At 34.3% G+C, this 14,725-nt stretch carries 18 protein-coding genes; 6 read left to right on the top strand and 12 right to left on the bottom strand.

The annotated features are described in order from the left end of the window. Window positions 1-31: 31 nt before the first annotated feature. Window positions 32-2,227, bottom strand: coding sequence for a Tex family protein (locus U8521_RS00905; protein WP_334351556.1), 2,196 nt, complete (start codon window positions 2,225-2,227; stop codon window positions 32-34). 136 nt (window positions 2,228-2,363) lie between these two features. Between U8521_RS00905 and U8521_RS00910 the strand changes: the two genes are divergently transcribed. Next, window positions 2,364-2,726 (top strand): hypothetical protein, encoded by a 363-nt coding sequence (locus U8521_RS00910; protein WP_334332820.1) that lies wholly within the window; start codon window positions 2,364-2,366, stop codon window positions 2,724-2,726. Further along, window positions 2,719-3,201: a helix-turn-helix domain-containing protein gene (locus tag U8521_RS00915; protein WP_334332821.1), complete on the top strand. Its 483-nt coding sequence runs from the start codon at window positions 2,719-2,721 to the stop codon at window positions 3,199-3,201. The genes U8521_RS00910 and U8521_RS00915 overlap by 8 nt, the downstream gene beginning before the upstream one ends. Here the strand turns inward: U8521_RS00915 and U8521_RS00920 are convergent. Continuing rightward, complete coding sequence (locus tag U8521_RS00920) at window positions 3,188-3,877, bottom strand: TraX family protein (RefSeq protein WP_334332822.1); 690 nt, start codon at window positions 3,875-3,877, stop codon at window positions 3,188-3,190. The two genes, U8521_RS00915 and U8521_RS00920, sit on opposite strands and share 14 nt — an antisense overlap. Before the next feature lie 189 nt (window positions 3,878-4,066). Between U8521_RS00920 and U8521_RS00925 the strand changes: the two genes are divergently transcribed. From U8521_RS00925 to U8521_RS00935, 3 genes are all read left to right on the top strand, one after another. Then, a complete protein-coding gene (locus tag U8521_RS00925; RefSeq protein ID WP_334332823.1) occupies window positions 4,067-4,372 on the top strand; it encodes a hypothetical protein in 306 nt (101 codons plus the stop codon). After that, a complete protein-coding gene (locus U8521_RS00930; protein WP_334351557.1) occupies window positions 4,353-4,616 on the top strand; it encodes a hypothetical protein in 264 nt (87 codons plus the stop codon). The genes U8521_RS00925 and U8521_RS00930 overlap by 20 nt, the downstream gene beginning before the upstream one ends. Before the next feature lie 148 nt (window positions 4,617-4,764). Beyond that, on the top strand, window positions 4,765-5,316 hold the full coding sequence (locus tag U8521_RS00935) for a hypothetical protein (RefSeq protein ID WP_334351558.1): 552 nt from the start codon (window positions 4,765-4,767) through the stop codon (window positions 5,314-5,316). An 86-nt stretch (window positions 5,317-5,402) separates the two neighbouring features. Here the strand turns inward: U8521_RS00935 and U8521_RS00940 are convergent, their stop codons facing one another. Further along, window positions 5,403-5,972, bottom strand: coding sequence for a helix-turn-helix domain-containing protein (locus U8521_RS00940; protein WP_334332826.1), 570 nt, complete (start codon window positions 5,970-5,972; stop codon window positions 5,403-5,405). Between the two features lie 112 nt (window positions 5,973-6,084). On the opposite strand from U8521_RS00940, the gene U8521_RS00945 reads away from it, so the two are divergent. After that, entirely contained in the window at window positions 6,085-7,320 is a 1,236-nt protein-coding gene (locus U8521_RS00945; RefSeq protein WP_334332827.1) for an MFS transporter, read from the top strand. Window positions 7,321-7,328: 8 nt separating this feature from the next. On the opposite strand, the gene U8521_RS00950 is transcribed toward U8521_RS00945, so the two are convergent. From U8521_RS00950 to U8521_RS00990, 9 genes are all read right to left on the bottom strand, one after another. Beyond that, the gene (locus U8521_RS00950) at window positions 7,329-8,960 is read right to left on the bottom strand and encodes a glycosyltransferase family protein (protein ID WP_334332828.1); all 1,632 of its coding nucleotides are present in this window, start codon (window positions 8,958-8,960) and stop codon (window positions 7,329-7,331) included. Between the two features lie 203 nt (window positions 8,961-9,163). Then, window positions 9,164-10,306 (bottom strand): glycosyltransferase, encoded by a 1,143-nt coding sequence (locus U8521_RS00955; protein WP_334351559.1) that lies wholly within the window; start codon window positions 10,304-10,306, stop codon window positions 9,164-9,166. Window positions 10,307-10,404: 98 nt separating this feature from the next. Continuing rightward, window positions 10,405-10,788, bottom strand: a complete 384-nt coding sequence (locus U8521_RS00960; RefSeq protein WP_334332830.1) for a VOC family protein — start codon at window positions 10,786-10,788, stop codon at window positions 10,405-10,407. Between the two features lie 245 nt (window positions 10,789-11,033). Beyond that, window positions 11,034-11,855 carry a Cof-type HAD-IIB family hydrolase gene (locus tag U8521_RS00965; protein WP_334332831.1) on the bottom strand — a complete coding sequence of 274 codons (822 nt, stop codon included), beginning with the start codon at window positions 11,853-11,855 and terminating at the stop codon, window positions 11,034-11,036. Window positions 11,856-11,943: 88 nt separating this feature from the next. Beyond that, entirely contained in the window at window positions 11,944-12,258 is a 315-nt protein-coding gene (locus U8521_RS00970; RefSeq protein WP_334351560.1) for a bacteriocin immunity protein, read from the bottom strand. A 10-nt stretch (window positions 12,259-12,268) separates the two neighbouring features. Then, a complete protein-coding gene (locus tag U8521_RS00975; protein WP_334351561.1) occupies window positions 12,269-12,553 on the bottom strand; it encodes a hypothetical protein in 285 nt (94 codons plus the stop codon). Window positions 12,554-12,702: 149 nt separating this feature from the next. Further along, entirely contained in the window at window positions 12,703-13,296 is a 594-nt protein-coding gene (locus tag U8521_RS00980; protein ID WP_334332834.1) for a hypothetical protein, read from the bottom strand. A gap of 84 nt (window positions 13,297-13,380) precedes the next feature. After that, window positions 13,381-14,202 (bottom strand): Cof-type HAD-IIB family hydrolase, encoded by an 822-nt coding sequence (locus U8521_RS00985; protein ID WP_334351562.1) that lies wholly within the window; start codon window positions 14,200-14,202, stop codon window positions 13,381-13,383. Between the two features lie 80 nt (window positions 14,203-14,282). Continuing rightward, complete coding sequence (locus U8521_RS00990) at window positions 14,283-14,705, bottom strand: cytidine deaminase family protein (protein ID WP_334351563.1); 423 nt, start codon at window positions 14,703-14,705, stop codon at window positions 14,283-14,285. Window positions 14,706-14,725 lie beyond the last annotated feature (20 nt).

Raw genomic sequence — 14,725 nt, forward strand, 5'->3', positions numbered from 1 at the left:
TTAAGTTACAAACTAAGTATATCACTGGGGATTATTTATCTTGTTTATGACGCATAGTCAATTGGATACGATTTCTTTCTTCATCAACATCCAAGACCCAAACCGTTACAATATCACCAATTGTCACTACAGTACTTGGATCACTGACAAAATGATCAGATAATTGTGAAATATGGACTAAGCCGTCCTGTTTAACACCAATGTCAACGAAGGCTCCAAAATCAATCACGTTTCTGACCGTTCCTTGCAATTCCATCCCTGGTTTTAAATCAGCCATTGTCAAAACATCTTGGCGTAATAATGGTGCCGGCATACTGTCACGCATATCTCGTCCCGGTTTACTTAAACCAGAAATAATATCTGTCAAAGTTGCATCCCCAATGTTTAATTCTTGGGAAACTTTGGCTTTGTCTAATTTAGCCAAACGTTGTTGTAACTTGGCTGAACCGATTTCTTTAGTAGTTTCATCAATACTTTTAAGCAATTGTCTCGTTGCTGCATAACTTTCCGGATGAATATCAGTATTATCCAAAGGATTACTCCCATCGATAATTCTTAAAAAGCCGACTGCTTGTTGGTAAGCTTTTGGTCCTAAGCGAGGAACATCTTTTAATGACTGACGATCCACGAAAGCTCCCTTTTCATTTCGGAATTTAACAATATTCTTAGCCGTTGTAGCAGTTAAGCCAGAAATATGCGTCAACAATTCAGGACTGGCAGTATTAACGTTAACACCAACTTGGTTAACTGCCGTTTCGACCACTCGATCCAACTGTTCATCTAATTCTTTTTCAGGAACATCGTGTTGATATTGACCTACGCCGATAGCTTTAGGATCAACTTTGATCAATTCAGCTAATGGATCTTGCAAGCGACGTCCGATACTGACAGCTGAACGTTCTTCGACGTGGAGATCAGCAAATTCTGCTCTGGCATTGGCACTGGCGGAATAAACTGAAGCCCCGGCTTCATTGACGATGACGTAATAAACTGGACGATTCAAAGTCTTCAAAATTTCACTGACGAATTCTTCTGATTCACGGCTGGCGGTTCCATTACCAATGGCAATCATTTGAACGTGATACTTTTCAATCAGTTTTTTAAACTCAGGACCGGCGGCCTCACGAAGTTTCTGACTCGCTGGTTTGTGAGGATAAATTACTTGTTTAGTTAAGAAGCGACCCGATTCATCCATAATTGCTAACTTACATCCCGTCCGATAAGCTGGATCGAATCCCATGACGATTTTGCCCTTCAGCGGTGCTTGCATCAACAAATGATATAAGTTGTTGCCAAAGACTTGAATCGCATGAGCATCCGCTGTATCTGAAATCTTTCTTCGTAATTCCCGTTCGATTGCCGGTCCTAAGAAACGTTTGTAGGCATCACTAAAAGCAGCGTCAATTTTCTCAACCGCAGGGCCTTGTCTTTTACCAACAATGCGTGAATGACCGTAATCCAAAATTCTAGTTGCATCAACATCAATGCCCACAGTCAAAATTTTTTCCCGTTCACCACGATTAATAGCCAACACGCGATAAGGTGGGATCTGCTTCAAACTTTGAGTGAAATCATAATACGTGGCATAGACTTGTTGCTCATCTTTTTCTTTAGCACCACGTTTTACCTTGCTGGTGAGTTCACCATGCTGCCAAGTATATTTTCTAATGGAATCACGAAAGTCAGCTCGTTCACTGAAAGTTTCTGCTAAAATTTCATGAACACCAGCCCAAACTGAATCAAGGTCGGGTAATTTCTTTTCCGCATTTACAAATGATTTAGCTTTCTCATCGAGACCTTTTTGAGGAAATGTCAACAACCAATCCGCTAAAGGACTAAGGCCTGCTTCTTTAGCAATCGTAGCTTTGGTACGCCGCTTTTGCTTATATGGCAGATACAGATCCTCAACCTGTTGCAATACAGTCGCTTGTTCTAACTGTTGCTTCAACTTGGGCGTCAATTTGCCTTGTTCATCGATCAACTTCAAAACGTCGTCACGTCTCTGATTTAGTTTCATCAGACGGTGGGTTTCATCTTCAATTTCTCGAATAGCAACTTCATCAAGTGTTCCCGTCCGCTCTTTTCGATAACGTGCGATAAACGGCACAGTGTTACCTTCATCTAAAAGTGTTAAAACAGCTTGAATTTGTTGAACACGATATTGACTGAGCTGCTTTTGAACTGGCTCAGCTAATTGTGCCATCGTTATTTCTTCTTTAGTTGCCATAACTTCCTCCAATTGATTATTCTCAGAAATATATCATACCACTAAATTATCGAGAAATAATCGCTTTCATTTCTATTGCTTAAATCAATCGACCACTTCATAATGATGATAAAGATGTTTAATCTGGAGGGCAATTATGGATGACAAAGACTTTTTGATGCGACAACTAAAATCCTTTGCGGAAGGCTTTGGCATGATGGTGGGCAAAAAAGGCCAAGCGAAAAGTGAAATCGTTTTTGAACAAAAGCAGAATCAAAATGGCAAAAATTATACCGATTTGGAAAATTTATTGCTCCATCACAAATACGAGGCCGCGATTCAGTATACTTATGCCCAAAAATTTAACTTGAGTAATACCGAATACGTTCAACTCGGCAATTGGCTCATCAGCAAACTAGAATCTTTTTCTGATATGAACCAAACTCAATTGTTAGATTTGAAAAAGAATATTCAAAAAGTAGCTGACTCTACCCTTACTCAAGGTGAGCACAATGAATAATCTTGGTGAAAAAATCAAAATTGCACGTCTTGATAAACATCTGACCCAGCAACAGTTAGCAGATCAATTATTCGTCACTCCACAAGCCGTTTCCAAATGGGAAAATAATCAAGGCTCCCCTAGTCTGGACAAAATTGACGACCTATCACAAATACTTGGCAAAGAAATCAACTATTTTATTGGAAGTAACAGCTCAAAAGATTCCTATGATGACAAAAGAAAATGGTTGCTACTGACGCTCAATAGTCTGTATTACCTCGTAACTTTAATCATCAGCTTTAGCTTTAGTCCTAAAATTAATCACGATTTTTTCAGCATGATTGTCAGTGCCATTATTTTCTTCATTATTTTGGCAAGCTTAATTTACTTATTTAACAAATATCCCATCACCCATCTTGTGAGATATGGATTGATATTCGGTTTTTTTGATATTATTTGGCTGATCTGTATCCTAGCACTATTCATATCAAAATGAGTCGCAATATACCCAACAACAATAAATGTAACGGATAAAAAATATAGCAAGCATAGCTATTGATTCGACCTTTGTTACCGTTATATAACGCTAGTAAAACGAAGGCCAATTCAACCCCAGAAAAGATTCCTACCTCTGGTATCATCAATAAATATCCTAACGGCAAAAGCTTTTTATTTCCTCTAATCAAATAAAAGACTACTATCAAGAGGATTCCCGGATACACTCCCCAATCAACTTTTAAAAAGTACGCAACCACTGACAATCCTAAACTCGAAATCAAACCCAGCCAGCGCTCCTTATTTTGCAAACTAACAATTATTAGTAATCCTAATAACAAAGTCCAAATCACATTTTGACTTTTAAGATTGATGAGTTTCCCTGAAGTAGCTAAATCAAAAGGTATCTCTGAAATAATGGTCAAACCAAACAATCTTTTGATATAGTTATTCAAGTTCTTCGTATGGAAAAATCCTTCAACGATAAAAAAGGCAAAAATTGGAAAAGTTACTTTACCTACAAAAGTCAGTGCATCGTATGATTGTAAATAAAGCCTGTGTATTTGCAACCAAGCAATTGAATGTTGTCCAATAACTACTGGATATATCAAAACCTTTGCCAAATGGTCGCAAAACATCGTTAACATTGCAATTATCTGTAATTTACTCTTATTCAAAAAATCACTCCCTGTCAGTTCTAATATCCAACAAGAGAGTGATTTTTACTATCAACCAATAGTTGAATTTGCTCAACCGTTAGTTGGATTATTTTGCAACGATATCATAACGATGTGTTATTTAACGAACTTGACCAAAATAACTATTTACAGTAAAACAGATTTAGAATCTAATCGAAAGGTCACGTTATGTACAACATAGAGATCAATCAAAGTGTGATGGCTCAGCTGCCTAAAAAGGACAGAAAACTTTTCTCTCAAAAAATAATTGAAAAACTAAATATTAATCTACAAAATGATTATTATCGGATCAAACCAATTCGAAAAATTTCTGATCAAAGTGCTTACGAAATGCGAATTCATTTGGGCAAAAAGAATTTTCGGTTTGCTTTTAACATTGAACAAAGAAAGGTCAATATTTTTTATCTCAGCACCACACTCGAAAAGAAAGAATTTGATAAGGAAGCTCTAAAAAATGAAACGAATCCCTCGTAAGCAACTTCTAAATTTCCTCAAGAAAAATTCTCAAGGCCCTCTTTTGACGATTACTTTCTATACTTTCAAAAAGGACCGCAGTATCAATGTGGTTGCCCATGGAAATGATTACTTAGTCAAAGAAGTTGGCTTCAACCGACAAGAATTTATCACCCATTCCAACAAAGAAATGCTTAAATTAGTGAACAAATTAGCAAAAATCGAATTTTATCGTAGCCAAACACTGTATGTTTCTTTGGGATAACACTTATAGACTGGACTTTCTTACTAAAGAAAAGTAAAATTAAATTGATATGTAACAAGAGAATTCAAGTAACCACGTGGCTAACCGAACCCGGTTAGTCAATTTTTATGCGGCGAAATGTTTTTCTAATAAAAGATGGAGTTCAAGTATGGATATTAAAGAATTAAATTTTGTCACTAAGGAAATTGAGAACTTTTCTGGTTTAGAACATATTGGCAACGGAAAAAATGTCGATATTGAAGTTTTTTTTCACTCCTTTATGACTTGGCTTGATTGGAACAATGTCTTAGATGTGATTAATAATTATAAAGATATTCACATGAATCTTCATTATGTGACGTCACACGACTTTTTAGTCTGGTTACTGCACTATGGAGACGTTTACGATAACTTATTGAGACACTGCTTGCGAAATGATCCCGAGATCAACTATAAACAAGCTGCCCGCCAACTGTATCAAATGCGCCAATATCATCCCAAATTTTCTTTCACTGTCGCTTTAACAACTCATTTAAAGTCTTTTGAATTTCTGTCTGACAATGACTTGGATAAATTTATCCCCATTTTGGCAGAAATACCTAACAATCAAGGTCTTAAGCAACCAGAGAGGGTTAATTCCAAATTAGGTGACAATCTTTTTGATGCAATCTATAGCCTATCAAATTTTGCAGTTCAACGAGTTGCCCAAGAATGTATCTAAAAAAGTGAAATAAGCCAAGATAATTGAAGTGCGATTATCTTGGCTTATTTGTTTTGGTCGAAACGAGTTACACAAGAGCAACTCTCTTACCATTTTTCCAATTGAACTTTGACGCGACGCTTACTCTTAGCGTTTGGATTTGGGTCGTTTTCTTCAGCATGGCCTAGGACTTCAAATAAATCACTGATTAATTTCTTTTCACCTTCAGCTGAAAGATCAATTTCACTGTGTGATGACATGGCAATTGAATCATCTGATTTCTTTTTTAATTGATTCTTTAAAGCTTCAATTAATTCATGATGTTGCAGCATGACTAACTGTAACGTTTGCTCACCATGTTCTCTAATCCAATCATCTGAAAAATTAATAACATTATCTTCTTTAAAGGAATTATATTGTCCTTGTTGACTTAAATGCGAACTTGAATAATAATTCTCAGTCAAATTTTTAACCTTTTTTTGTTTAACAATCACTAACAAATCAGCTTCAACCATCTTATTCAAGGTATAGTAAAGCTTGTTGTTAGCAATTTTAGTTGCTTTAGAAATCTCTTTAGGCGTTAGCCCATCTTTTTCTTGGGTGGCATTCAAAATCTTTCCAACTTTATCATCCACCATTAATTTAGCAAATTGGTCTACTGTGACTTTCGACATCATTTTCACCTCGTATTTAGCATAAATGTTTGACAAATTAAAATCAAACGGTTAAAGTTTGTTTATCATTTAAATTAATTTAAACGTAAAACGAATTTTAATTGGAGTGATTTCTATGAAGAATTTATTACGTAACAAAGCTTTCTTAACTTTAACGAGTGTCGATTTATTTGAAACCATCGGTATGAGTTTGTTTAATATCATTCTTTTGACCTACGCGAGGACCTTCGCACAGGCTCATTTGATGGTCTCACTAGTTTCAATTGCCACAGTCTTACCAGGAATTTTTGGCATCGTCACTGGGCAAATCGCCGATCGTACCAAAAATAAACGTTTCTGGCTAGCGTTCACCAAATTTACTCAAGCTCTACTCTATTTGTTACTGGCTCAACTGATCAATCAAAAACAAGTATTTATTCTATTGATTATCATTGCCATCAATATCGTTTCCGACTTGTTGGGAATGTACAACAATGGTTTGACAATGCCAATTATTCAACAAAAAATCGACGAAAATGAACAGGAACAAGCTATTGGTGTCAATTCGGGAATTTTAACTATCATGCAGACAGTTGGCCAAGCTATCGGAATTTCCTTACTTGCCATCACGAAGGACTATCAATTAGCCGGTTACGTCAATGCAGCAACTTTTTTAATTGCCGGAATCATAGTGCTAGTCGGTTACCAGAATTTAACTGTTAAAGAAGAAAAAAAGACTGCTCCATCAGCTAAAAGACTCTTAAGACAAATGAAACAAACCTTGGAAGCTAGTGCCGATATTAATGCCTGGGGGCTGATTGGTAGTATTTTCTTCATCAACGCCGTTGGTTCGTCGCTTGACGCCATCATTAATCTGTATTTAGTTGATCAAGCACGATATTTGCCCTTTTCCTTTAGCGTTAGTGTTTTCGTGATCAATACCGTTTTGGTAGTCGGACAAATTTCGGGAAGTGTTCTACACTCTGGCTGGTTCAAAAAATTATCATTTAAAAGCGTGATGATAACCTGTGTCGTCTCCTGGATCATCTTTTACTTAGATCTCCTAAATAACTTTAATAGCTTTACCATTGTGATCATCACCATGGCAATCGGTGGATTTTGTATGGGTCAAGCTAACCCTAAGTTGACTGCCGCACTTTTAAAGACGGCTGAACCAGACATCATCGGCAGTCTAACTGGTTTAATGAATACAATTTCAATCATTTCCATGCCACTAGGAACAATTGGCTTAGTCTTACTCTACAATTTGGTTAATCCCGCAAGTTCATACATCGTTTCAATGTTGTTACTAGGTTGTTCTGTAATTTGCTTATTTATTCCACAAAAATCTGTAAAAACTGAATTAAATTAATTTCATTTTTAAAAGATTTTTTCATAAAGATTCACATAATTATGGTTAAATTTCAAAATATCGATACATTTCCAACCATTATCAATTTTGAAACTATCAATTTGATCAAATTTACTACGAATCGCTAAATCACCTTTCTTTGCCTCATATAAATCCTGAAAGTCTCTCAGATATCCATATTTAAGTAATGGACTGATTCCAATCAAATCTTTATCAGTTTCTTGTTTTCTAAGGTAACTTTTTCGATCAATTGGTTTTTCAACTAATCTAAACACTGAAAAATTGTCATAAAGGCCATTTAAAAATAACTTTTTACCTCGATATTCATTTTTCATCATCGCATCAATTTTGTAGGTTTCTGAATAAGAACCATCAGAGCTATTAAAAAAAGTTTCATTCCCGTTAACACCGAAATATGAAAAAACAGTAAATGAAATAAACGAAGCAATCGGAATTCCCAATAATATAAAAGCTAATTTGGTATCTAATAGAAGGTTCAATCTATTAATCAAAGAAAAAAAACCAAAAGCTGTGAAGACAATCAGAGGATACCAAACAAGGTTCCAATGATTAAAATTTGCTTTTATGACCATTGCACACGGAATGAAACTAATGCTTGCTATTAGACATAAAAATTTAAGCTTGATTGTGTTAATGTTCAATCCTTGATTTGTAAATAATCCACCAATCACACCCAAGATAAATAAAGGTAAAAAAATGATTCCTTTTTTTGCAACACCATTTTGTGGTAAGTTATCCGTTCCAGCAAAAAATTGTTTTATTCCAGTAGTTAGATTATTTAAAACATTATTAATTATGTTGTGATCAAAAAGGATCAACGAACTAGTTCTATTTGCCGGCAAATATGGATAATCAAAGAAAAAAAGGTGTGAAACACGACTGATATGCATGATGTTAACTCTGTACGCAAAAACAATTAGTGGACTACTGACAACCATTAAACATAATATCCAAAGCAATAAATATCTAAGTGAAATCCATTTATTGAATAAAGAAATAATGAAAATTCCCGACACCAAAAATGGCAAATAGATCCACGATGCAATATATCCATAGGCTGAAACACCAATTAGAATTCCTGAAAACGAGATGACCAGAAATTTATTTCTTTCTATAATCAATGCAAAATAAAAAAGGACTAATCCTAGAGAAACAAAAACAGGTGATATATTTGCATCTAATACCCAGCGGCTTGAAATATAAACCCATGGGGAAGTACATAAAATTACTAGAATGGTAAAAGCTAAAAATTTATTTTTTTGAGTTAAATAAGTGGCAATCGTAAATCCAATAATTGCAAGAAAACTAATAATTGCCATCGGCAATCTAAACGCGAGAATACTAAATCCCACTAATTTAATTAACGGAATAACTAGCCAAGAATACAATACTGACTGTCCTTGACCCCAAACACTTCCAAAATAAATTGGATTGTGCAACCCATTAATATCTTTTGAAAAATTTATTTCGCTAATAACTTCATTCATATAATTTGTTTCATCTATAAAAAGACCTGGTAACTCGTCAATTTTATATGTTAAAACCAGAAAAAAAATCAAAGAAACAAAGACAATTAATAGCAAACAAAGTCGCTGTTTTACCCAATTTAGTATTTTCATTAATAGCTCCCACAAATTTTGATCACATTTTTTAAATTTTATATCTTAAATATTAGATTTTAATATTATATTTTACAAACAAAATACGTATATAAATTTTGGTTTTATGCACGCAATTTTGTTATTGTAATATATTTATTAATTAATATTTTTAAAATTTTATCAATTAAACAAAAAAATCCGACTTAATTGTCGGATTTTTTCTATATATTCTCAATAATTTTGACAAAATCATTCAAAGTGTGTGACCACTGAATAGTTTGCAAGAACTGTTGAGTTTTTTCATTATTATTCTTTAAAACATCAACATTTTCCTTCACTGTCATGAATAAATTAGCTAATTCTTTTTCATCCATGTGGACGTTAAAACGGCAATTCTCAGGAATAAAGAATTTACCTGTCCCTTCAGTAAAATCAATAAATGGCAGACCAGTACTCATCATTTCAAAAGGAACTAATGAAAAGTTGGTCATTGAAGGAGCAATTCCAAAATCACACTTTTTATAAAGCTCGTTCATTTCCGACTTCGAAAGTTTACCTAGGTTTTCACCATTGATGAACTGCTTATCCTTGGTTGAGCCAAAGTAATGAATTCTAAATCTGATGCCATCTTCAATTTCAAGTAATTTCTGGGTATTCTTTAGCACCATCTGTAAATTAATTGGTGCTCGTCTGGGGCTATCCCACTTTGTATATACAGCTAAATCAAAAGTTTTTTTCGTTCCATAATTATCAAAATTACGTTTTTTGTATGGATAATTTACTAAATCTACAGGAAATGTAATTTGGTCGATTTTACCATATTGTGTACAATTTTTTTCAATCATCTTGGCACACCATGGACCTAAAGAAATCATATGTAGTCCTAAATTATAAGACTTTTGAGCTAATTGATAACGATCACCATAAGGATAGAAGTAAGGTTCATAATCTTGAACAAAATACATCTTATACCCTGGCTTGTTCTTAATTACATAAGCTGATTCCCACAAGGTTGCAAACCATATGTCTGATTCATGCGTATCTAGCTTATCAAAACTCAAACAAGTTCCTTGATAATTTTCATAATTGGCTTCAGCGTTATGTTCCATTTCCTTTTGTGATTGTGGTACATAACTCAGGTAATAAACATCATAGCCTTTTTGACTCAATAAAGTTCCCAAATGTAGCATTGTGGTTTGACCACCATCATATTCGATGATCCCTGTTGTTACAAAGGTAATTGAATGATATGTCGACTTCTTGTTTTGAACGGCTGGCTTATCATTAAAATACTTCAAAATTGAATCATAATCATGAATATCACCTTGACTGACATCCTTTAATTTATACTGCTGTTGTTTCAAATAACCGCCTCTCAATAATTTGTTATATATATAATTATATACCAAAAAATATTTTTGAGGTAATTTCTAATTATTATCATCATTTAATTCATATAGATTTAGACAGTTAGTTCAATTTGATTTCCTTCAGGATCTAACACAACACTTTCATAATAACCATCCCCAGTTGTTCTTGGGCCACTTAAGTGAGTGTACCCATCAGTTTCAATTTGACTAGAAATTTCATCAACCTTTTCTTTTGAACCAAGCGATATTGCCAAATGCATGTAGCCTAAAGGATAACCAGATAACTTCTCCGTATTTAAATCTTCACGTGTGCATACTTCCAAGCGAGCCCCATCTTGGAAAGTTAAAAAACGTGATGAAAAAGTTGTTTTGGGATTATGATATTTTTCTGAAGCAACCGCTCCAAAGTATTTTTGATAAAATTCGACTGTTTTTTCTAAATTTTCTACAAATAAACCTACGTGTTCAATTTTCATGTTTATGCTTCCATCCTATCTACGAAGCTTTTTAAACTTCGCTAATTAAGTGTATTTAAAATATATCATTAGGTCTCGACCTTGTCTAGAACAAATCAAAGATACTTGGAATTTTTGTTGTATTGTTTTTTCCAATTTTTGCTTGAATAAATCTAGCCAACGTGTTGAAATAGTATTCATCAAAAGAACTTACGTTCGTAAAATAATAATAAAAAATACTAGACGATTTTGTCTAGTACTAATGATTACAATACAAATTTATTAATAACTTCAGCTAGAGCATCATGATTATTATCAGCTTCGGTTACATATTTAGCAGCAGCTTTGACACTATCGATTCCGTTGGCAACACTAACTGGCAAGCCAACTGCTTTTAACATTGGCAAATCGTTACTGTTATCTCCTGCCGCAATGATTTCTTCCGGCTTGATTCCTAACAACTTTCCTAGTTGAACTGAAGCACTTCCTTTGTCAATTCCAGCTGGATTAAATTCAACATAACGGTCAGATGAATATGTGACCGCTAATTTTGATGGATCAACTTGTTCTTCGACATCTGCACGCATTTGCTTTCTGTCATCCATTGTTGGCAAAGCCATGATAACTTTCATAACATTTTCATCTTTAAATTGTTCAAAATCAGGTTTGTCTAAAATTTGAAAACTTACTCCACGATTTTTCAAGTATGCTGAATCTTCTGGAACTGGGTTAAAGATATAAAGTACATCTTGAGTATAAACGTGTGTGGCAGCTTTCTTATTCTTTGCTCCAGCTTCAAAAACACCTTTGGCAACTTCATATGGCATCGCATTGATGGCAATTGGTCGATTATTCTTATTTTCCAAGATCAACCCACCGTTATAAGAAATGGAGTATTCATTAGCTTTATCACGTAATTCCATTTTTTCCAAATCATTTTGAAAAGAAGTGTAACTACGACCAGAATTTGGTACAAAGTGCACTCCCTTGGCTGTAGCTGCTTTAATAGCTGCTACGTTCTTTTCTGATAAAGTCCCATCATCATTCATCAATGTTTCATCTAAATCACAAACAATCATTTTATACATTTATCAATTCCCTCTCACTCTTAAATTACTATTTCACTGTATCGAAATAAACCGATAAATGCAAACGTTTACTAAATTTTCATGACTACTAATTAAACCACACACCAGTCAAAATAGCCGTGGCTGCAATGCCATCGTAAATATTCTTCTGATGAACAATTTCATGATACAAGTCCAATGCAGCTTTAGGTAGATTTTTATTTTCATTGTTTAATGATACCGCATGTAGTGACATCAAACGACAGAGCTTCGAAGAAACCAAGTTTGGATCATCTCCATTATCGACTTCCTTAGCTGCTTCTAAAATCAACTCTGACAGTTTTTTATCCTGTTTAATTTCAGAATCTGAATAAGTCTTACTTAAACGATTCATCATGATTTTTTCTCGTTCTTTTCGACTCATAAAATCTCCCTTAATCATCAATATGCAAATAATTAATTTGCAATCGATAGTATAATCGTACCATTGATTTAGGAAAATTCTGACGATTATTTAAATATGATTTGGCAATTTGTCTACATAGCAAAGCAGAAACCATATCTATGTCTTGAGTTTCTTTAATTTGTTCAATCGCCTCAGCAATCAATTCCTTGAGATCAGTTCTTGGCAGCAGTTCAAAACTGTTATAAACATCTTCTAAGTCTGTTAACATTTGTGATTCCAATTCAAATAATTCTCTTTGATTACTTTTTTTCATAACTTTTGCTCTCCCCTCATCTTGGGTCAATTATCGAGTCTGATATACATAATGACAATAAATATGACAATCTATATTTTTATATTTCTTATGTATTAATTTATCAAAAAAGCAGCCAACAGTGACTTATCATCACTTCTGACTGCTTTTTAGAACGAATAATCAGCACCCAAAACGTGCCAATTATAAGTTTTATTCAAATCCATCTTATTTTGTCGCAATAGTTCTAATTTGTCACTTTCATCATTGGAATCAACTGGATCGACTTCAATAATGATTTTCGACCCAATTTTTGGAAGTTTTTTATTATATTCAACCATTATATGGTGATTGGCTTCACGAGTTTGATTTTTATTCTTATACCATGAATTAGTGGTCGTGACTCCTCCATCAAATACTAGGTCAATCGTTTTATTTTGAAGCGCCTTATCACCATTAAGCACTCTATCCACATGAACAGTTACTTGCGTATGCGCATGATTTGCTTTAACGTTCATCTTTTTTAGATTATAAACGGTAGCTTCAATTACCGACTCTTTTCCATTCGAATCAGTGATGGTAAAACCTTGATCACTGCCCTCTTTATTAGCTTGAATCACCGGTAATTGTGCGGTTAGTTGTTGCCAGGTATTATAATTTTTCTTGGTAATCACAGTATTAATTGAACTCACTGAACCACTAGAGCAAGCGGATAATGGTAAAACAAATACTAGTGTAAATAAAAGCATTAGTGTTTTTTTCATCGTTATTCTTTTCCTCCAACACATTATTACACGTTAGAGAATTTCGGTATACCACGATTATTTAATAAAAAACTAATAACAAGCTTATGTTAACCGATTCAAAACATTCAAAACACCTTCATCATTATTTGATTCCGTGAAGTGATTTACTTGATCTTTAATTTTTTGCTCGGCATTGTCAACAACATAACCAAATGGCGTCATCTTCAGCATTGTTAGGTCATTTTCATTATCACCAAAAGTCATAATTTCATCATCAGCAATATTGAAACGACGTTGCAATTCTCTCAAACCACTAGCCTTATTAACAGAACTTTCACTGATCAATTCGGTATTAAAACCAGAAGTTTGACTAGACAATTCGTCTGGCAACTTTCCTCGTAATTTGCCCATCATTTTATTGAAATCGACCCCTGCTTGAAAGGTTATCCCGATACTAGTGATTTGATCTTGCAATTTTTTAGGCGTAATTGTTGCCAAATCAGGGATTTTTTGTAAATGGTTGTAATATTGATAAGTCAAATCAAAGGCTACTTGTGAAATACTTTGATCAACGTAAGCCGATTTAAGTCCAACTACTAAGTGTTCCGCAATATCACTCGGTGAAAACTCTTGATTGATAACATTCAAGGTTTGTGTCACAGCATCTTTTGGCATCGCTTTGATCAGAAGTGGTTGATTTTCACTGTAAACAGCTGCTCCGTTTTGAGAGACAAAATCCATTTCTGAATTGAATTCACTAAATTGATCAAGCAGGCGTTGATACTGGGAACCACTAGCTGCTACGACACGAATATTTTTAGCCCGTAATTGTCTTAAAATTTCACCGAAACGTTGATGATTGTAGGTATTCTGATCATTTAAAAACGTTCCATCCATATCAAAAGCAACTAATTTAATACTCATAAAGACACCTCATAAAAATAATATCTTTTAATAATACCACTTATCACAGCACAAGAAAAAACAAGTAACCGCAAATCTGATTACTTGTCTTCCGATTTCATCGTTCCCCACCATTGAGGATAGATGTCACCTAACTTTACTGTCTTACGATTCTCATAATCAACCATAATTTCAGTATCTTTATTATTAACCGAAAACTGCATCAAGGCTTCACGACAACTGCCACAAGGCATCCCGTCTAACCCTGAAGGTGGCGTATCTCGAAAGGCAATAATGCGTTTAACTTCCATCTCGCCACTATCTTGTAACATATTCAACAAAGCCACACGTTCAGCACAGAGATTCAAGACCCCACACAAACCTTCAACACAAACACCTGTGTAAATTTTGCCTGATTTGGTTTCCAAGGCACAAACCACATTATTGGCATAAATAAAATCGTTTAATTCGGCCGGTTTATATAGCGGCTGTGCTTTCTGATATAGTTTTTCCCAAATATCCATAAAATCAACTCCTATGGATA

The organism is Companilactobacillus miaonis (assembly GCF_036913615.1).
Taxonomy (GTDB): Bacteria; Bacillota; Bacilli; order Lactobacillales; family Lactobacillaceae; genus Companilactobacillus.